Source organism: Acidovorax sp. T1 (assembly GCF_002176815.1).
GTDB lineage: Bacteria > Pseudomonadota > Gammaproteobacteria > Burkholderiales > Burkholderiaceae_C > Acidovorax.
This window is the reverse complement of record NZ_CP021648.1, coordinates 2,290,595-2,310,082: the sequence shown is the minus strand read 5'-3', so window position 1 is coordinate 2,310,082 and position 19,488 is coordinate 2,290,595. Positions and strand designations below refer to the sequence as shown.

General features: G+C 65.9%; 18 protein-coding genes. 15 read left to right on the top strand and 3 right to left on the bottom strand.

Going from position 1 to position 19,488, the window contains the following annotated elements:
* Positions 1-74 precede the first annotated feature (74 nt).
* The 7 genes from CCX87_RS10715 to CCX87_RS10685 all read left to right on the top strand — a co-directional run bounded on the left by CCX87_RS10715 (position 75) and on the right by CCX87_RS10685 (position 8,744).
* Positions 75-959, top strand: coding sequence for a glutathione S-transferase family protein (locus tag CCX87_RS10715; protein WP_232476577.1), 885 nt, complete (start codon positions 75-77; stop codon positions 957-959).
* Positions 956-1,861, top strand: a complete 906-nt coding sequence (locus CCX87_RS10710; RefSeq protein ID WP_087746178.1) for an SDR family oxidoreductase — start codon at positions 956-958, stop codon at positions 1,859-1,861. The genes CCX87_RS10715 and CCX87_RS10710 overlap by 4 nt, the downstream gene beginning before the upstream one ends.
* Before the next feature lie 58 nt (positions 1,862-1,919).
* Positions 1,920-3,341, top strand: a complete 1,422-nt coding sequence (locus CCX87_RS10705; protein WP_087748293.1) for an MFS transporter — start codon at positions 1,920-1,922, stop codon at positions 3,339-3,341.
* Positions 3,342-3,536: 195 nt separating this feature from the next.
* Entirely contained in the window at positions 3,537-4,328 is a 792-nt protein-coding gene (locus CCX87_RS10700; RefSeq protein WP_087746176.1) for a LuxR C-terminal-related transcriptional regulator, read from the top strand.
* A 156-nt stretch (positions 4,329-4,484) separates the two neighbouring features.
* Entirely contained in the window at positions 4,485-5,231 is a 747-nt protein-coding gene (locus CCX87_RS10695) for a sensor histidine kinase (RefSeq protein WP_232476382.1), read from the top strand.
* Positions 5,232-5,459: 228 nt separating this feature from the next.
* Positions 5,460-7,868, top strand: coding sequence for a Tex family protein (locus CCX87_RS10690; protein WP_087746172.1), 2,409 nt, complete (start codon positions 5,460-5,462; stop codon positions 7,866-7,868).
* A gap of 48 nt (positions 7,869-7,916) precedes the next feature.
* Positions 7,917-8,744 (top strand): HDOD domain-containing protein, encoded by an 828-nt coding sequence (locus CCX87_RS10685; RefSeq protein WP_087746170.1) that lies wholly within the window; start codon positions 7,917-7,919, stop codon positions 8,742-8,744.
* A 78-nt stretch (positions 8,745-8,822) separates the two neighbouring features.
* Here CCX87_RS10685 and CCX87_RS10680 read toward each other — a convergent pair whose 3' ends face one another.
* Positions 8,823-9,959 carry an iron-containing alcohol dehydrogenase gene (locus CCX87_RS10680; protein WP_087746168.1) on the bottom strand — a complete coding sequence of 379 codons (1,137 nt, stop codon included), beginning with the start codon at positions 9,957-9,959 and terminating at the stop codon, positions 8,823-8,825.
* A 216-nt stretch (positions 9,960-10,175) separates the two neighbouring features.
* Between CCX87_RS10680 and CCX87_RS10675 the strand changes: the two genes are divergently transcribed.
* Together CCX87_RS10675 and CCX87_RS10670 are read left to right on the top strand one after the other, a co-directional pair.
* Positions 10,176-11,138 (top strand): alpha/beta hydrolase, encoded by a 963-nt coding sequence (locus CCX87_RS10675; RefSeq protein ID WP_087746166.1) that lies wholly within the window; start codon positions 10,176-10,178, stop codon positions 11,136-11,138.
* Between the two features lie 8 nt (positions 11,139-11,146).
* Positions 11,147-12,004, top strand: a complete 858-nt coding sequence (locus CCX87_RS10670) for a YbgC/FadM family acyl-CoA thioesterase (protein WP_087746164.1) — start codon at positions 11,147-11,149, stop codon at positions 12,002-12,004.
* 63 nt (positions 12,005-12,067) lie between these two features.
* On the opposite strand, the gene ygfZ is transcribed toward CCX87_RS10670, so the two are convergent.
* The gene (ygfZ, locus tag CCX87_RS10665; protein ID WP_087746162.1) at positions 12,068-12,985 is read right to left on the bottom strand and encodes a CAF17-like 4Fe-4S cluster assembly/insertion protein YgfZ; all 918 of its coding nucleotides are present in this window, start codon (positions 12,983-12,985) and stop codon (positions 12,068-12,070) included.
* Between the two features lie 45 nt (positions 12,986-13,030).
* Here ygfZ and mltG point away from each other — a divergent pair, with 45 nt between their 5' ends.
* The 6 genes from mltG to CCX87_RS10635 all read left to right on the top strand — a co-directional run bounded on the left by mltG (position 13,031) and on the right by CCX87_RS10635 (position 17,655).
* Positions 13,031-14,014, top strand: a complete 984-nt coding sequence (mltG, locus tag CCX87_RS10660) for an endolytic transglycosylase MltG (RefSeq protein ID WP_369825270.1) — start codon at positions 13,031-13,033, stop codon at positions 14,012-14,014.
* A gap of 46 nt (positions 14,015-14,060) precedes the next feature.
* The gene (gene tmk, locus CCX87_RS10655) at positions 14,061-14,738 is read left to right on the top strand and encodes a dTMP kinase (protein ID WP_087746157.1); all 678 of its coding nucleotides are present in this window, start codon (positions 14,061-14,063) and stop codon (positions 14,736-14,738) included.
* The gene (locus CCX87_RS10650) at positions 14,735-15,742 is read left to right on the top strand and encodes a DNA polymerase III subunit delta' (protein ID WP_087746156.1); all 1,008 of its coding nucleotides are present in this window, start codon (positions 14,735-14,737) and stop codon (positions 15,740-15,742) included. Before tmk ends, CCX87_RS10650 begins: the two co-directional genes overlap by 4 nt.
* A 16-nt stretch (positions 15,743-15,758) precedes the next feature.
* Positions 15,759-16,118, top strand: coding sequence for a PilZ domain-containing protein (locus tag CCX87_RS10645; RefSeq protein WP_024814905.1), 360 nt, complete (start codon positions 15,759-15,761; stop codon positions 16,116-16,118).
* Between the two features lie 62 nt (positions 16,119-16,180).
* Complete coding sequence (locus CCX87_RS10640; RefSeq protein WP_087746154.1) at positions 16,181-16,987, top strand: TatD family hydrolase; 807 nt, start codon at positions 16,181-16,183, stop codon at positions 16,985-16,987.
* A complete protein-coding gene (locus CCX87_RS10635) occupies positions 16,984-17,655 on the top strand; it encodes an ankyrin repeat domain-containing protein (RefSeq protein WP_087746152.1) in 672 nt (223 codons plus the stop codon). The genes CCX87_RS10640 and CCX87_RS10635 overlap by 4 nt, the downstream gene beginning before the upstream one ends.
* Positions 17,656-17,677: 22 nt before the next feature.
* Here CCX87_RS10635 and msbA read toward each other — a convergent pair whose 3' ends face one another.
* Positions 17,678-19,465 carry a lipid A export permease/ATP-binding protein MsbA gene (gene msbA, locus CCX87_RS10630; RefSeq protein ID WP_087746150.1) on the bottom strand — a complete coding sequence of 596 codons (1,788 nt, stop codon included), beginning with the start codon at positions 19,463-19,465 and terminating at the stop codon, positions 17,678-17,680.
* Positions 19,466-19,488: the final 23 nt, after the last annotated feature.

Here is a 19,488-nt window from a genome sequence, read left to right as displayed (position 1 = left end):
GATCATTTATGAGGAGATTGCCCATGACCGCCTTGATCCTGCACCATTACCCCTCATCGCCCTTCTCGTAAAAGATCCGGCTGGTGCTGGGTTTCAAACAGTTGCCCTGGAAGTCGGTGGTCGTCCCCAGCATTGCGCCCAAGCCTGATGTGGTGGCCCTGACGGGCGGCTATCGCAAGACGCCGTTCCTGCAGATCGGTGCCGACATCTATTGCGATTCCACGCTGATCAGCGAAGTGCTCGAACACGAGCATCCCGAGCCGGTGCTGTATCCGCCCCACCTCAAGGGCGTGGCGCGCGTGTTTGCCCAGTGGGCTGACAGCACGCTGTTCTGGGCCGCCATGGCCTACAACCTGCAGCCGCGCGGGGCCGAGGCGCTGTTTGCCAATGTCGCCCCCGAAGCCGCCCAGGCCTTTGGCGAGGACCGGCGCCAGATGAGCGCCGGCATGCAGCGCCTGCGCCCCGCCGATGCCACGGCGGCCTACCGTTCGTACCTGCGGCGCCTGGCGCACATAGTGGAAGAGCATGACTTCACGTTCGGAGCCGAACCCTGCGTGGCCGACTTTGCCGCCTACCACCCGCTGTGGTTCACGCGCCAGTGCGTGCCGGTGATGGCCGACATTTTCCAGGCCACGCCGGCCGTGCTGGAGTGGATGGACCGGGTGGCCGCACTCGGGCATGGCCGCATGGAGAAATTCAGCGCGGCCGATGCCATCACAGTGGCTGCGGGCGCCGAACCCATGCCGGTGGTGAGTGACGTCTTTCAGGACGAACACGGCATCGCGCTGGGGAGCGAGGTCACGGTGGCTGCCGAGAGCTTTGGCACCGAGCCCACGGCGGGAACCCTCATCGCCGCCACGCGCACGCGCTACACCTTGCGCCGCACCGATCCGCGTGCCGGCACGGTGCATGTGCACTTTCCGCGCATTGGTTACGTATTACAAAAGGCAGAGACATGATTGAAAATTTTCAGGGCAAGACGGCGGTATTGACGGGTGCAGGCTCGGGCTTCGGGCTGGAGTGCGCGCGCATTGGCGCCCGCCTGGGCATGAACCTGGTGCTGGTGGATGTGCAGCCGGACGCGCTCGACGCCGCCGCGGCCGAGATGCAGGCCGCAGGCGCCCAGGTGCTGGCCCGCCAGGTGGATGTGTCGAGCGCCACCCAGATGGAGCAACTGGCCGCAGAGGTGGCGCAACGCTTCGGCGCCCCCCACCTGGTGTTCAACAACGCGGGCGTGGGCGCGGGCGGCCTGGTGTGGGAGAACTCCGTCAAGGACTGGGAATGGGTGCTGGGCGTCAACCTCATGGGCGTGGTGCACGGCGTGCGGGTGTTCACCCCCTTGATGCTGGCGGCTGCGAAGAAGGACCCGGCGTGGCGCGGCCACATCGTCAACACGGCCAGCATGGCGGGCTTGCTGGCGCCGCCCAACATGGGCATCTACAACGTGAGCAAGCACGCGGTGGTCAGCCTGTCGGAGACGCTGTACCAAGACCTTTCGCTGGTGACGGACCAGGTGGGCGCCAGCGTGCTGTGCCCTTATTTCGTGGCCACGGGCATCAACGACAGCCAGCGCAACCGCCCTGGCGGCCTGGCGGGCGACCAGCCTACCAAGAGCCAGCTCATTGGCCAGGCCATGATCGGCAAGGCCGTCAGCGCTGGCAAGGTGACGGCCGCCGAAGTGGCGCAAAAGGTTTTTGACGCCGTGGCGACCAACCAGTTCTACATCTACAGCCATCCCAAGGCAATAGGCTCTGTGCAGACGCGCATGCAAGACATTCTGCAGGCTCGCAACCCCACCGATCCCTTTGCCGACAAGCCCGAGCTGGGGGCGCAACTGCGCGCGGCCTTGCGCGTCGAGTGAATGGGGTGGTAAACCGGGGCGCCGAGCTTGGCGCCGTGCAGTGGCGTCTGAACTGATGATGGATCACGTCAACAAAGCCAGCCAGGCCGCCGGCGAGCCAGGCGACGGACTGCCCCAGCCGGCGCGCAACCGCGCCATGCTGGTCATCATCTTGGGTATCGCGATGGCGGTGCTCGATGGCAGCATCGTCAACCTGGCGCTGCCCGGCATTGCGCGCGATCTCAACGCCAGCGCGGCGCATGCGATCTGGGTGGTCAACGCTTACCAGATCGCCACGCTGGTCATGCTGCTGCCGCTGGCGGCGCTGGGCGAGCGCCTGGGGTATCGGCGCGTGTATTTTGCCGGCATGGCGCTGTTTGCTGTGTCGTCCGTGGGGGCTATGCTGGCCGATTCGCTGGCCACGCTGATTGCGGCGCGGGCCCTGCAGGGCCTGGGCGCGGCCGGCATCATGAGCGTGAATGCCGCTCTGGTGCGCCTGACCTACCCGCGCGCGCAACTGGGGCGTGGCCTGGCGATCAATTCGATGGTGGTGGCGCTGGCTTCGGTGGCCGGCCCCTCGGTGGCGGCGGGCATCCTGTCCGTGGCGCCCTGGCCCTGGCTTTTTGCGCTCAATCTGCCGCTGGGGGCCTATACGCTGTGGCTGGGCTGGCGGGCGCTGCCGTTCAATCCACCCCGTGCGGTGCTGCAACCCCGTCCGGCGGCGCTGGACGTGGTGCTCAACGTGCTGATGTTCACGCTGATCTTCGTGGGCGGCGAGCGGCTGGGTGCCGCCACCAGCAACGGGCGGGGCGTGGCCTCTCCCACAGCTTGGGCCTTGCTGGCAGCCGGTGTGGCGGTGGGCTGGGTGTATCTGCGCCGCCAGTTGCGCCTGGCAGCGCCCCTGTTTCCGGTGGATTTGTTGCGCATTCCCGTGTTTGCGCTGTCCATGGGTTCGTCGGTGGGGGCGTTTTGTGCCCAGACCCTGGCTTATCTGGCGCTGCCCTTTTTGCTGCTGGAGGGGTTTGGCCGCAGCCCCCTGGAGGCGGGGTTGCTGATCACCGCCTGGCCCCTGGCCATTGTGGTGACGGCACCCATCGCGGGCCGCCTGATCGGCCGCTATGCCGATGGCTTGCTGGGGGCCATTGGCATGGGGGTTTTCGCCTGCGGCCTGTTGCTGCTGGCGGCCTTGCCGGCAGATCCATCCCCCATCGACATGGTCTGGCGCATGGCCCTGTGCGGCGCCGGTTTTGCGCTGTTCCAGTCGCCCAACAACCACACCATCGTTACCTCGGCGCCGCTAGAGCGCAGTGGCGCGGCCAGCGGCATGCTGGGCACGGCCCGTTTGACGGGGCAGACCTTGGGGGCGGTAATGCTGGCCGCCATCTTTACCGTGTGGCCCTCGCACGATGGCACGGGCGAGTGGGTGGCCTTGCTGCTTGCGGCGGCCTTTGCGGTGGTGGCCGGCGTGTGCAGTTCGCTGCGCATGCGCACGGTGCACTGAGGCATGGGTATGCAACCCGTGTGACCATCGACGAACCTCGCTGCAATCCGGCAATTTCACCTGTAACTTATGAAACGTATGTAAATTGCCATTTTTGGGTGTAGATGTTTGCTGCTGTTTCTTTTAGTGTCGGTATCTGCATTTCGCGCGCAATCGTGCCCCTTCTCGGGGCTTCTGCCCCAATTTGGAGGTTTTATGACTGTTATTCCTGCTGAGCCCCGCATGGCTGGGCTTTCTTCCAGGTCGCAGGACAGTGGCGCCGGTGAGGGATACCTGGGCGGGCAAGGCAGTCCGTCATCCATATGGCCTGATTTCCTGGTCGGTCAAACCGATCGCCCGGTGCGGGTGCTGCTCGTGGATGACGATGCGCACATCCGCCTGGTGATTGCGCAAGAGCTCATGGCAGACCCCCGCACCCTGGTGGTGGCGCAGGCGTCGAGTGTGCGCGAGGGGCGCAAGGCCATCAAACAGCATGAGTTCGATGTCTTGCTGGTGGATTTGCATCTGGGCGACGGCGAGGGGTTTGAGCTGCTGGATTACCTCAAGACCGTGCGCCCGTCGGCCGAGGCCGTGGTGATTTCCGTCATGGAAAACGACGACGAGGTGTTGCGCGCCTTCGAGTTGGGTGCCACCGGGTACCTCAGCAAGAACTCGTGGTTTGGCAACTATCCGCAGGCCGTGCTGCAGGTGGTCAACGGCGGGGCGTCCATCACGCCCAATCTGGCGCGTCGCCTGCTGCAGCGGTTTGACAAAACCCATGCCGATCTCCCCAAGCGCCAGGAGCCTGCCGAGGCCGACCGGTTGTCCGACCGCGAGAAAGAAGTGTTGCGCATGGTGGCTGGCGGTTACACCACTGCCGAAATTGCCTCCCGCATGGAGATCAGCAACATCACCGTGAATACGCACATTCGTAACATCTATCGCAAGCTGCAGGTGCGCACCCGTGCCCAGGCCGTGCGGTTTGCGTCTTTGCGGGGGCTGTTCTAGGCACATCCATGGGTTGCCGGGGCCGCCGCGCAATGAGCTTTCATGTTTCGTAACCACCCGCCCCATTTCGCCCTGGCCTGCCTTGCACTCTGTGGGGTGCAACTGGTCTTGAGCCTGCTGCTGGTTCGATATTTTTGGGCCTCAAGTTCACCCGCCATGCAGTGGCTTGCGGGCACTCTGATCGTCACCCAAACCTTGCTGGGCTTGCTGGTCCTGATGCAGCTTCCGCGTGCCCTGCAGTGGCGCCCACGGCGCAATCCCCGCCCCAGCGCCGAGCTGCAGGCCGAGCGCCAGCGCATCGCAAGGGAGTTGCACGACAACGTCGGCTCGCAGTTGGTCAGCACCATGGGGTTGCTGGACCCCCAGTTGCCCGCCCATTCGCAGGCGCTGCGTGCTTTGGAGCAGTGCCTGCTCGATCTGCGCCTGGTCGTGGATTCGATGGACAGTGCTGCCGACTCGCTGGCCCTTCGCCTGGCGCGCCTGCGCCACCGCATCCAGCCGGTGCTGGACCGGCGCGGCATTCAGATGGCCTGGAATGTCCAAACCGCAGATGGCGTTGAAACCCCGTGTGCCGAGCGCGCCCAGCACATGGTCTCTATCGTGCAGGAAGCCCTGAGCAATGTGCTGCAACACGCGCAGGCCACGCAGGTGAGGGTGAGCGTGGAGCATGACGCCGGGCAGGACGCATGGTGCCTGGAGGTCTGCGACAACGGGCGTGGCCTGCCCGAAGAATCCTCGGCCTTGCGCGCCCGGCCATCGGGCTTTGGCATGGAGGGCATGCACCGCCGTGCGCGGCAGATGGGCGGTGCTCTGGAGCTGATCCGGCCCGTGGACGGCGGCACCTGCATTCGCGTGCTGGTGCCAGACCAGGGCGCGCCTGGGCAGGCGCTGCCTGTGCTGTAAAGCCATCGCCTCTGAGGGGTGAGTTGCGTGCGTGTGCTGCACCTTCTGGCGCCGCAAAGTCTGGTGCGATTTTATGAATAAATGGGCTCAAGCGATTTACTGGTAAGCGCTTGTAGCTATCAAAAGAGTAGTGTTTTGCAGCCAATCCCCTGGCGGTTCCGGACCGGCCTGATCTGCAGCATGTGGCAAACTCGCCGGCTTTTCCAAGTGCCCGCAGGATAGAACGCAATGCAAAAGATCGTCCGGCAGATTGCCGAAGAAATCCGGATCACCGAGCAACAAGTCAAGGCCGCCGTCGAGTTGCTCGATGGCGGTGCCACCGTGCCCTTCATCGCACGCTACCGCAAGGAGGTGACCAACGGGCTTGACGACATCCAGCTGCGTGAGCTGGAAGCACGCCTGTCGTACCTGCGCGAGCTGGAAGACCGCCGCGCCGCCGTGCTCAAAAGCATTGACGAGCAGGGCAAGTTGACCGACGCATTGCGCGTGGCGATTGCCGCCGCGCCCACCAAGCAAGAGCTGGAAGACCTCTACCTGCCCTTCAAGCAAAAGCGCCGCACCAAGGGCCAGATGGCGCGCGAATTTGGCATCGAGCCGCTGGCCGACAAGCTCTTCGCCGACCCCACGCTGGACCCGGCCGCCGAAGCCGCCGCGTTCACCCGCCCCCCCGAAGTGCTGGACGACGGCAAGCCGGGTGCTGATTTTTCCACCGTGCCTGCCGTGCTCGATGGTGTGCGCGACATCCTCTCCGAGCGCTGGGCCGAAGACGCCGTGTTGGTGCAATCCTTGCGTGAGTGGCTGTGGGCCGAGGGCCTGCTGCGCAGCAAGAAGGTCGAAGGCAAGAACGAGAACGAACCCGAGGTGTCCAAGTTTCGCGATTATTTTGAATACGACGAGCCCATTGGCCGCGTGCCATCGCACCGCGCGCTGGCCGTGTTTCGTGGTCGTGGCCTGGAAATCCTCGAAGCCAAGCTGGTCTTGCCGGTAGAGCCTGAGCCCGGTAAACCCAGCATTGCCGAGGGCAAGATTGCCCTGCACCTGGGCTGGAGCCACGCGGGCCGCCCCGCCGACGACCTGATCCGCAAGTGCGTGGCCTGGACCTGGCGCGTGAAGCTGAGCCTTTCGACCGAACGCGACCTGTTCGCCCGCCTGCGCGACGACGCCGAAAAAGTCGCCATCAAGGTGTTTGCCGACAACCTGCGCGACCTGCTGCTGGCCGCCCCGGCCGGCCCGCGCGTGGTGATGGGCCTGGACCCCGGCATCCGCACCGGTGTGAAGGTGGCCGTGGTGGACGCCACCGGCAAGCTGGTGGAGACCGCCACCGTGTATCCGCACGAGCCGCGCCGCGACTGGGACGGCGCGCTGCACACCCTGGCCAAGCTGGCCGAAAAGCATGGCGTGAACCTGATTGCGATTGGCAACGGCACCGCCAGCCGCGAGACCGACAAGCTGGCGGCTGAGCTGATTAAATTAATGGCAAAAGTGCCTGTAGCCCACACTGGTAAAGCGCTGACAGCTATCGAAAAGGTAGTTGTCAGCGAGGCCGGCGCCTCGGTGTACAGCGCCAGCGAATACGCCTCGCAAGAGATGCCCGATGTGGACGTGAGCCTGCGCGGCGCGGCCAGCATTGCGCGGCGCCTGCAGGACCCGCTGGCCGAGCTGGTCAAGATCGACCCCAAGAGCATTGGCGTGGGCCAATACCAGCACGACGTGAACCAGAGCGAACTGGCGCGCACGCTGGGCACGGTGGTGGAAGACTGCGTGAACTCGGTGGGCGTGGACCTGAACACGGCCAGCGTGCCGCTGCTCTCGCGCGTATCGGGCCTGTCGGGCAGCGTGGCCAAGGCCGTGGTGCGTTGGCGCGAGGCCAATGGCGCGTTCAAAAGCCGCAAGCAACTGATGGATGTGGCCGGTCTGGGCGCCAAGACGTTTGAGCAGAGCGCGGGTTTTTTGCGCATCCGGGGCGGCGAGAACCCGCTGGACATGACCGGCGTGCACCCCGAAACCTACCCCGTGGTCGAGCAGATCATGCAAAAAACCGGCAAGCCCGTGGCCGAGCTCATGGGCCGCGCCGACATGCTCAAGACCCTCCAGCCCGAGCTGTTCGCCAACGAAAAATTTGGCGTGATCACCGTCAAGGACATCCTGGCGGAGTTGGAAAAACCCGGCCGCGACCCGCGCCCGGACTTCAAGGTGGCGCGCTTCAACGACGGCGTGGAAGACATCAAGGATTTGAAGGAAGGCATGATCCTGGAAGGCACCGTGAGCAACGTGGCCCAGTTCGGCGCCTTCATCGACCTCGGTGTGCACCAGGACGGCCTGGTGCATGTGAGCCAGCTGGCGCACAAGTTTGTGAATGACGCGCGCGAAGTGGTCAAGACCGGCGACATCGTCAAGGTCAAGGTCATGGAGGTGGATGTGGACAGGAAGCGCATCGGCCTGTCGATGAAGCTGGGCGATGCGCCTGCGCGACACAGTGGTGAGCGCGGCGATCGGGGGGCACCCCGCGACAATCGTTTTGAAGGGGCCGGGCGCGGCTACCAGCAAGCGCAGCCCCAGCGCCGCGCGCCCGAGCCTGCGGCGCAATCGGCCATGGCCTCGGCTTTTGCCAAGCTGCAGCAGACCAAAAATCGGTAACAACCGGGTACATAATCGCCAGCATCTCAACCGGAGGCGCTGTACCCCATGGAGCTGAACGCACTGCTGGCCCACCCTGTGGCTTTGCCCAGTCTTCCGCGCGCCGTGGCGTTGCTGATGACCGAGCTGGCCCATGATGAGCCCAGCCTGCGTCGGGCCAACCAGCTCATGGGCACCGATCCGGCACTGGCCGCCCGGCTGCTGGAGCTGGCCAATGCGCCAGCGTTCCAGATGCAGCGCCAGATTGTCGGCATCCCCGAGGCGCTGGCGTTGCTGGGCGTGGCTCAGTTGCGCTCACTGGTAAGTTCCGCACCGCTGGGCACCACTTCGCGTTCGGTGCCGGGCATCAACATGCAGCAGTTCTGGCGCTACAGCCTCAACACGGCCAAGCTGGCCCGTTCCCTGGCGGGCATCGGCCACCACAACCAGGTTGCCGCTTATACGGCGGGGTTGATCCACGCGGTGGGAGAGCTGCTGATGCACCTGGCCGCTCCTGACATTGTTTTGCCGATCAACGCACTGGTATCGCCATTCGATTTGCGGCGGGCCAAGATTGAGCAGCGCATTCTGGGCTATTGCTACGGCAACGTGAGCGCCGGTTTGGCTCAGCGCTGGCAGTTTCCCGAAGTGGTGGTGGATGCGCTGCAGCACCAGAGCGCCCCGCTGGACAACAACGCCTACGAGCCGCTGGCAGGGGTGATCCACCTGGCCTCGTGGCGCGCCCGTGCCCGCGAGGCCGACATGGGCGAAAAGGAAATGGCCGTTTCCTTCCCCGGCGAGGTGGGGCTGATGCTGGGCCTGGACATCGACATGGTGCTCCAGCAAGACCCCATCGACTGGACGGCCCGGCCCGAGGCGTCCGACTACGTGGTTTGAACGCCGGCAGGGCGCCAGCGGCCGATATGCGCGCGGAGCATCCCCTGCAGCCTGTCGGTGGCGACTCCACACGCAGGATCAGAGCGACTGGGTGAGCATGTCCCGGTATTCCTCAGGGGTGGCAACGCGCGGGTTGGTCTTGTGGCAGTGGTCGGCCATGGCGCCCTGGATGATGTCGTCAAACATGTCTGCAGTCACACCCATCGCGGCCAGGCCGGTGGGCAGGCCCAGGCGGGCGTTCATGTCGCGGATGGCCTCGGGGATGTCGCCCGCAGATGCCAGGCCCATGGCGTGGGCCATGCGTTCCAGGCGCTTTTCCTTGCGCACCGATTCGGCAGTCGCGTTGAAGCGGATCACGGCGGGCAGGAACATGGCGTTGAGCGTGCCGTGGTGCAGGCGCGGGTTGACGCCGCCCAGGCTGTGGCTGAGCGAATGCACGGCGCCCAGGCCTTTTTGGAACGCCATGGCGCCTTGCATGCTGGCGCTCATCATGTGCAGGCGCGCGTCGCGGTCGCTGCCATTTTTGGTGGCTTGTTCGATATTCGCCCAGCCACGTTCCAGCCCATCGAGCGCAATGCCGTCGGCCGGCGGGTTGAAGGCGGCGGACATGAAAGTCTCCATGCAGTGCGCGATGGCGTCCATGCCGGTGGCAGCGGTGAGCATGGGGGGCAGGCCCAGGGTGAGTTCGGGGTCGCAGATGGCGGCCTTGGGCACCAGGTTCCACGAGTGAAAGCCCAGCTTGCGGTGGTCATCCACAATGAGGATGGCGCCGCGCGCCACCTCGCTGCCCGTGCCACTGGTGGTGGGCACGGCGATCAGCGGTGCGGCGCGGTCGGTGATGCGTGGCGAGCCGCCTTCGATGGTGGCGTAGTGGGTGAGCGGCCCTTCGTGCGTGGCGGCAATCGCAATGCCCTTGGCGCAGTCGATGGCCGAGCCGCCGCCCACGGCGATCAGGCCGTCGCAGCCCTGTGCCTTGTACACCGCCACGGCGGCGCGCACGGCGGCCTCGGTGGGGTTGGAAGGCGTCTGGTCGAACACGGCCACGGTCATGCCGGGCAGGGCGTCCAGGGCCTTTTGCAGCACGCCTGCGGCTTTCACGCCGGGGTCGGTCACGATGAGCGGGCGCGTGATGCCTACGCGCTCGCACTCCTGCTGGAGAAGCTGGACGGCGCCAAACTCGAACTGGATCTGGGTGACGTAGTAGATGAAAGCCATGGCGGTGGGGGAAGTTGCGTTTACGATTGCTCCAAACACTTTACAACCCGGAGACATCCATGGCCATAAAGCAAACCCTCATGGCCCTGGCCGGCCTGCAGGTGGCGGCTGGCTATCACGGTTTTACCGGTGCTGCGCCCGTGCAGCTGCGCTTCAAGTAAACCCTTTATCCGCCTGCGCGCACCGCGTGGGCGTTCACTCCAGAGACTTTGACCGTTGACTGACCTGCACATCCACCACACCCGCCTCACCCCCCAGATGCGCAGCGTGCTTGAACGCATGGCCCGCGCCGGGCACCCACCGCTGCATACCCTCTCGCCCCAGCGCGCCCGCGTGGCTTACGACGCCGGGGCCGGCGTGCTGGAGGTGCCCAAGGCCACGTTGGCGCGGGTGGAAGACCTGCACATCCCGGCCCGCGACGGCCACGCGCTGCCTGCGCGGCTGTATGCGCCATCCACGGGCGCCGGGCTGCCGCTGCTGCTGTACCTGCATGGCGGTGGCTTCACCATTGGCAGCATTGCCACGCACGACATCCTGTGCCGCGAGCTGGCTCGCCTGGCCGGGTGCATGGTGGTGTCGCTCGACTACAGGCTGGCGCCCGAGCACCGCTTTCCCACCGCAAGCAACGATGCCTGGGATGCGTTGCGGTGGCTCGCCGCAAACGCTGAGAGTCTGGGCGCAGACCCCGAGCGCCTGGCCGTGGGCGGCGACAGCGCAGGCGGCACCCTGGCTGCGGTGAACGCCATCCTGGCGCGGGACGCGGGCCTGCCGCTGGTGCTGCAATTGTTGATTTACCCCGGCTGCGCGGCCCACCAGGACACGCCATCCCATGCCACCTTCGCGCGCGGCCTGGTGCTGGAAGAGCCCGCCATCAGCTGGTTCTTTGGCAACTATGTGAACAGCCGCGAAGAGCGCGAAGACTGGCGTTTTGCCCCGCTGCTGGCGCCCGATGTCGAGGGGGTAGCACCCGCCTGGGTGGGCCTGGCCGAATGCGACCCGCTGGTGGACGAGGGCGTGGACTACGCCGACAAGCTGCGCCTTGCCGGTGTGCCGGTGGATCTGGAAATCTACCGCGGCGTGACCCACGAATTCATCAAGATGGGCCGTGCCATCCCCGAAGCCCGCAAGGCCCATGCCGATGCGGCCCGTGCGCTGCGGCTGGCTTTTCACCTGGAGTAAACGAAGCCATGCAACGCAGTGATTTCCGTTGTTTCCACCGCCTGCGCGTGCGCTGGGCCGAGGTGGACATGCAAAAAATCGTGTTCAACGCGCACTACCTCATGTACATCGACACCGCCATGTCCGAATACTGGCGTGCCTTGGCCCTGCCGTATGAGGCGAGCATGCTGACCCTGGGCGGCGAGATGTATGTGAAGAAGGCCACGCTCGAATACCACGCCTCGGCGCGGCTCGATGACACGTTGGATGTGGGCCTGCGCTGTGCCCGCGTGGGCCATTCGTCGAGCCTGTTCGAGGCGAGTATTTTCAGTGGCGACCAATTGCTGGTCTCGGGCGAACTGGTCTATGTGTTTGCCGACCCCGCTACACAAACCTCACGCCCCGTGCCGCCTGCGTTGCGCGCCATCTTTGAAGGTTTCGAGGTCGGCGCCGAGATGGCCGAGGTGCGCACCGGCGACTGGAATGCCCTGGGCCGCGACGCGGGCCGCCTGCGCACCGCCGTGTTCGTGCGCGAGCAGGGCATTGCGGCCGACATTGAAGCCGATGCGCTGGATGCCACGGCGCGGCACGCGGTTGTCTACAACCGCCTGGGTATGCCAGTCGCTACCGGCCGACTGCTGCAGCAGGCGCCGGGTGTGGGACGCATCGGCCGCATGGCGGTGGACCGTTCGGTGCGCGGCGCGCAGTGGGGGCGGCAATTGCTGGACGCACTGGTCGAGGCCGCCCGTGCCCGCGGTGACAGCGAGGTGCAACTGCACGCACAGCGCCGTGCGGAAGGGTTTTATCGCCGGGCGGGGTTTGCGGTGGTGGGCGAACCGTACGAAGAGGCTGGCATTCCCCACATCGCCATGGCTCGGCAGTTGTAGTGAATTGCTATAAATAAATGAGCTTTTGGCGCTTGTCTGACAAGCGCCAGAGCCCATTTTGACTTAGATATCTTCAAGCAAAGGGTAGGGTAGGGGCAACAGGGTCAGCGCCACGCCGTCCGCCGTTCCCACCTGCAAGCTGGCCTCGTGCGCCGCCGATATCTGCAGAGAAACGATGGCATCAAAGCCGCCGCCTGGGGCTGGCGCCACCTGCACTACGGTGCCGCAGGGCTGCTCCAGGTCGGTGGTGCTGAACACTTCTGCACCCACGGCCACGTCGGCGTCAACGTGCGCCACATAGGCCCGCCGCTTGAGCGTGCCGCGAAACTGGCTGCGGGCCACCACTTCCTGGCCGGGGTAGCAGCCTTTCTTGAAGTTCACGCCCCCCACCGACTCGTAATTGAGCATTTGCGGCACAAAGGCTTCCACCACGGGGGCGGTCAGCGTGGCCACGCCGCTGCGTACCTCGCTCCACAGCCACAGCACCGGGTCGAGTGCGGGGCCGGCGGGCGGCGCTTCTGACACGGGTGCCACCCACAGCGCGCGGGGTTGACCGTCAGCGGGGTAGAGGTGTACCACGGTTCTAGAGTCAAAATCGGCCTTTGTCCAGGTGGGCTGTGCGCTAACAGCTACTGATTCAATAGCATATCCAGCCACGCCGTACAGCGCGTAATCCGCCGTGGCGTCGCTCAATTTGGCCTTGGCGCGCAGCACGAACATCGACAGGCGCTTGAGCGTGGGGGCCAGCAGGTCGCGGCTGCAGACCAGCAGCACCTCGGTGGCGCTGCGCTTGAAGCCGATGAAGCTGGCCTGCATGCGGCCCTTGGCCGACAAAAAGGCGGCCAGGCGGGCCTGGTCCATGCCGAGCAGGGCGAAATCCTGGGTGAGCTGGCCGTGCAGAAACTTGGCGGCGTCTTCGCCTTCCACGCGAATCACGCCGAGGTGGGACAGGGGGGCAATGCCATTCAAGGGGTAGGTCATCGCTGAATTATGATGCCCTGTTTCATACATACAGACGGCAGGGTTGTGCGACGTTTACTGGCTTTGATCGTGTTGGTGGGGATCGCACTGGGCGGCGCTGCGTATTGGTGGCTGCACCAGCCACTGGACCTGGGCGACCAGCCGCTGGAGCTGGCCATCGAACCCGGCACCACGCCGCGCGGTGTGGCCCGCGACGTGGTGGCGGCGGGGGTGAATACCGACGCACGCCTGCTGTATGCCTGGTTCCGCTTGTCGGGGCAGGACCGTGCCATCAAGGCGGGCAACTACGAAATCCCGCCGGGCACGACACCCATCGGTTTGCTGCGCAAGCTGGCGCGGGGCGAGGAAGCCCTGCGCGCACTCACGCTGGTGGAGGGCTGGAACTGGCGCCAGGTGCGCCAGGCGCTGGCCAGGGAGGAGCAGCTCAGGCACGACGCTGCCCAGCTCACCGACGACGCCCTGATGGCCCAGCTGGGCCGCCCCGGCGTTGCGCCCGAGGGGCGGTTTTTTCCGGACACCTACGCCTATGCCAAGGGGTCGAGCGACATCGCGTTGCTGCGCCGCGCCTTGCACGCCATGGACCGCCGCCTGGAGGCCGCCTGGGCGCAGCGTGCCACCGACACGCCGCTCAAGTCAGCGGATGAAGCGCTGATTCTGGCCAGCATCGTCGAAAAGGAAACCGGCAAGGCCAGCGACCGTGGCCAGATTGCGGGCGTGTTCACCAACCGGCTGCGCGTGGGCATGCTGCTGCAGACCGACCCCACCGTGATCTATGGTCTGGGCGACAAGTTTGATGGCAACCTGCGCCGCCGCGACCTGCAGACCGACACGCCCTGGAACACCTACACCCGCGCGGGCCTGCCGCCCACGCCGATCGCCATGCCCGGCAAGGCCGCGTTGCTGGCCGCCGTGCAGCCCGAGCCCACGCGCGCCCTGTACTTTGTGGCCAAGGGCGATGGCACCAGCCATTTCAGCGCGTCGCTGGACGAGCACAACCGCGCCGTCCATCGCTACCAGCGGGGCCAGTGAGCGGCCTCCGTGCGCGCCCGTGCACCCTGATTCAACCAAGGATTCCATGTCACGACCCGGTCTGTTCATTACCTTTGAAGGCATCGACGGTGCCGGCAAGTCCTCGCACATCGAGGGCCTGGCCCAGGCCTTTCGCGCCCAGGGGCGCACGGTCACCGTGAGCCGCGAGCCGGGTGGCACCCCGCTGGCCGAAAAGCTGCGCGCCATGGTGCTGAACGACCCCATGGATGCGCTCACCGAGTCGCTGCTGATTTTTGCCGCGCGCCGCGACCACCTGCGCAATGTCATCGAGCCCGCCCTGGCGCGGGGCGATGTGGTGCTGTGCGACCGCTTCACCGACGCCACCTTTGCCTACCAGGGAGCAGGGCGGGGGTTTGACCTTGGGGTGCTATCAACTTTGGAGCACCTTGCGCAGACGGGGCTTGCGCCTGATGCCGATTTGATGCGTGAACCTGATTTGACCGTCTGGTTCGATCTCGCTCCCGAGGTCGCCGCCGAGCGCCTGGCCGGAGCGCGCGTCCCTGACCGTTTTGAGGCGCAGCCCGTCGAATTTTTCCGCCGCGTGGCGCAGGGCTATGCGGACCGGGCCGCCGCAGCGCCCCAGCGCTTTGCACGCCTGGACGCCGCGCAGGACCGCCACCGCGTGTGGCAGCAGCTCACCAGCGTGTTCGTGCGCAAGGGCTGGCTGGCGATCATGGTGGCCAGCCAGGGAGGCCCGCAATGAGCGGATCTGCCGTGGCGTTGGCGCCGTGGATTGCCGCACAGCGCACCAGTCTGCTGGCCCAGCGCGGCCATGCGTGGTTGCTGCAGGGGCCATCGGGCCTGGGGCAGTACGCATTGGGGCTGGAGTTGGTCCGCGCATGGTTGTGTGATGCGCCGACAGAGCAGGGCGCCTGCGGCCAGTGCGGCAGCTGCCACGCCATTGACGTGCGCACCCACGCCGACCTGTGCGTGTTGATGCCCGAGGTGCAGATGATGGCCCTGGGCTGGCCGCTGTCGGAAAAAGCCCAGGCCGATATTGACGACAAGAAACGCAAGCCCAGCCGCGAGATCCGAGTGGAGGCCATGCGCGATGCGGTGGAGTTTTCGCAGCGCACCTCGGCCCGTGGGCGGGGCAAGGCGGTGCTGGTCTACCCGGCCGAGCAGATGAACCACGTCACGGCCAATGCGCTGCTCAAAACGCTGGAGGAGCCGCCGGGCGACGTGCGCTTTGTGCTGGCCAGCGAAGCTGCGCACCAGTTGCTGCCGACCATTCGCAGCCGCTGCCTGGGCCACACCATGGTCTGGCCGGCCGAGGCCGACAGTTTGCAGTGGCTGGCCGGGCAGGGGATTGAGCCGGCAGCCGCCGCCGCGCATCTGCGATCCACCGGTGGCCGGCCGGATGACGCCCTGGCGCTGGCGCGGTCCGGGCGCAGCCCGCAGGCCTGGGCGGCACTGCCCCAGGCCATGGCGCGCGGCGACGTGGCGGCGCTGGGCGATTGGGCGCCCGCCCAGGCGATCGACGCACTTCAAAAGCTGTGCCACGACCTGCTGGCTGCTGGCGTGGGCGCGGCACCGCGCTATTTCGCGCCGGGTGATTTGCCCAAGCCGCCGCCGCTGGGAGCCCTCACGCGCTGGTCGCGCGCCCTGGCCAAGGCGGCACGCACGGCCGAGCATCCCTTCAATGCGGGCCTGATGCTGGAGGCGCTTGTCGCCCAGGCGCGAAACACCCTACACTCCCGACACTAAGCCGCAACCTCCACCCATGAGCAGTCCATCCACCGCGCCCCGTCCCAGCGTCATGCAGCTGGCCATCAAGGAAAAGGCAGCCTTGTACGCGGCCTACATTCCCTTTTTTGTGGAAGGGGGCATTTTTGTTCCCACGCCGCGCGACTACAAACTGGGTGACGATGTGTATGTGCTGCTGACCCTGCCCGACGACACCCAGCGCTATCCTGTGGCCGGCCGCGTGGCCTGGGTCACCCCGCCGCGCGCAGCGGGCAACCGCACGCAGGGGGTTGGCATCCAGTTCCCCAAGGACGAAAAATCGCGCCAGCTCAAGGCCAAGATCGAGGAACTGCTGGGCACGGCCCTGGGTTCGGAGCGACCCACGCAAACCATCTGATGGCGTGGTGTGATCCTGTGCCGACCCGCGCTGGCTGGTCGGTTTTTTTGTTTTGAAATTGCATGTTTACTGATTCGCACTGCCACCTCAACTTTCCGGAACTGCTCAGTCAGTTGCCCGCCATCCGCCAGGCCATGGCCGACGCCCAGGTGGAGCGGGCCTTGTGCATTTGCACCACCATGGAGGAATTCGATGGCGTGCATGCGCTGGCGCTGGCCCACGACAATTTCTGGAGCACCGTGGGCGTGCACCCCGACAACGAAGGCGTGACCGAGCCATCGGTGCAAGATCTCCTGGACCGCGCCGCGTTGCCCCGCGTGGTGGCTATTGGTGAAACGGGCCTGGACTATTACGGCATGGAAGACCGCAAGGGCGGGCGCAGCATTGCCGACCTGGAATGGCAGCGCGAGCGCTTTCGCACGCACATCCGCGCTGCGCGGGCCTGCGGCAAGCCCCTGGTGATCCACACCCGCAGCGCCTCGGACGACACCCTGGCCATCCTGCGCGAAGAGGGCGAAGATGGTGCGGGCAATCTGGCGGGCGGTGTGTTCCACTGCTTTACCGAGTCGATGCAGGTGGCGCGGGCCGCGCTCGACCTGGGCTACTACATCTCGTTCTCGGGCATCGTCACGTTCAAGAGTGCGCAGGAATTGCGCGATGTGGCGGCCTATGTTCCCCTGGATCGCATGCTGATTGAAACCGACAGCCCTTATCTCGCGCCCGTGCCTTACCGGGGCAAGACCAACAACCCGTCGTATGTGCCCCTGGTGGCGCAGCAGATCGCGCTGACGCGGGGGATCGAGGTGGACGTGGTGGCCCAGGCCACCAGCCGCAACTTCGAGGCATTGTTCAAAGGAGTGGTGGCATGAGCCTGCAACGCCGTTCCGTGGTGGCCCTGGCGCTGGTGGCAGCGAGCGCGGTGGCGCACGCCGGCTCCTACGACGACTTTTTCACCGCCATCCGGCGCGATGATGGCGCCGCGATTGCAGCGCTGCTGCGGCGCGGTTTTGACCCGAACACGCGCGATCCCAAGGGGCAGGTTGGGCTAACGTTGGCGCTGCAGCTCGATTCCCGCAAGGCCTTTGACGCACTCATGGGCGCGCGGCAGCTGGATGTGGAAGCACGCAACGCGCAGGACGAAAGCCCGCTCATGCTGGCCGCCATCAAGGGCCACGTCGAGGTCGTCAAGGCCTTGATTGCGCGGGATGCCGATGTGAACAAGCCGGGCTGGACGCCTTTGCACTATGCCGCCTCGGGCACCATGCCCGAGCACGCGCGCATCATCGCCCTGTTGCTGGAGAACCATGCCTACATCGACGCGGCGTCGCCCAACGGCACCACGCCCTTGATGATGGCGGCGCAATATGGCACGAGCGATGCCGTGCAGCTGTTGCTGGACGAAGGGGCCGATCCTTCACTGAAAAACCAGCTGGGGCTGAGCGCCAGCGATTTTGCGCTGCGGGTCAGTCGCAAGGAGACGGCAGAAACCATTGCCGCCGCCATTCGCCGCCGCCAGCCCAACCGCGGCAAGTGGTAGCCGACGGTGCAGGGCGCAGGCCCTAACCAGCGGCAGGGCGATTTTGCAGGCGGGCATACAGCCCGCCGCTGGCCAGCAAGGCGCTGTGCGTGCCTTGTTCCACTACGCGGCCCCGCTCCATCACCACCACGCGGTCGGCGTGTTCGATGGTGGACAGGCGGTGCGCAATGACCAGCGTGGTGCGGCCGTGCATGAGCCGTTGCAGGGCATCCTGCACCAACCGCTCTGATTCGGTGTCCAGCGCGGAGGTGGCTTCGTCCAGGATGAGGATGGGCGCATCCTTGTACAGGGCCCGTGCGATGGCCAGGCGCTGGCGCTGTCCACCCGAAAGCTGCGTGGCGTTGTGCCCCACCACCGTGTGGATGCCCAGGGGGAGGGCGGCCACATGTTCTGTCAGATTCGCAGCCGCCAGGCACGCGTGCACCCGTTGCTCATCCACGCTGCTGCCCAAGGCCACGTTGGCGGCGATGGTGTCGTTGAACATCACCACATCCTGGCTGACCATGGCGAATTGCGAGCGCAACGCATCGAGGCGCCATTCGTCCAGGGGGTGGCCGTCCAGCAGGATCTGGCCCGACGAGGGGCTCACGAAACGGGGCAGCAGGTTCACCAGGGTGGTCTTGCCCGCGCCCGACGGGCCCACCAGGGCCACGATTTCGCCCGGTTGAACGGACAGGCTCACGCGGTCCAGGGCGGGTGCGTGCTCCGGGCCGAAGGACACCGTCACGTCCTGCAAGGTCAGGGCGCCTTGCGCCCGCTCGGTGGTGTATTGGCCGCCGGTTTCTGCAGCCGCATCGTTGAGCAGTGCAAGCCCACGCTCCAGCGCCGCCAGGCCCCGGGTGATCGGGTTGGCTACATCGGCCAGCCGGCGGATGGGGGCAATCAGCATGAGCATGGCCGTGATGAACGCGACAAAGCCGCCCACCGTCACATCCCGCGTGTCCACCGCGCCCCGGTTTTGCCACAGGGCGATGCAGATCACCGTCGACAGGGCGGCAGCGGCCAGCAACTGGGTCAGGGGCGTCATGGATGACGATGCGATGGTCGATTTGATGGCCAGGCGACGCAGGTTCCGGCTCAGGCTGCCAAAGCGCTCGGCCTGACCGGCTTGTGCCCCATGCAGGCGCACCATGCGATGCGCCAATACGTTTTCTTCCACCACATAGGCCAGTTCGTCCGTTGCCTGCTGGCTGCTTTTGGTCAGGCTGTACAGGCGCCGGGACAGGGTCTTCATGATCCACGCGACGCCGGGCACCACCACGGCCACGATCAGCGTGAGCTGCCAGTTCAGGAAAAGCAGATAGCCCAGCAAGGCAATGAGCGTGAAGCCGTCGCGCGACAAACCCATCAATGCCTGCACCAGCAGGGTGGAGCCTGTCTGCACCTCGTACACCACGGTGTTGGACAGCGCGCTGGCCGATTGGCGGCTGAAAAGGGCCATTTCCGCTGCCAATACGCGATCGAACAGCGCTTGCCGCAGCGCCAGCATGCCTTCGTTGGCAATGCGTGCCAGCGCATACTGGGCCACGAACTGGGCCATTCCGCGCACCAAAAAAACGCCCAGAATGGCCACCGGCACCATCCACAGCTGCAGCGTGCCCTGGGTGAAGCCGCGATCGAGCAGCGGTTGCAGCAACGCGGGAATGAGCGGCTCGGTGGCGGCGCCCACCAGGGTCGCCACGATGGCAACGACCCAGGCGAGGCGATGGTGGCCGAAATAGGCCGAGAGTCGCGCCAGGCGGGCGCGCAGGCTGGGCGGGGATGACGGCGCGGCGGAAGCCGCCTGGGCGTTCGTATCGGTGGCGTGCATGTGGGGCGGATTCTACGTTTCGC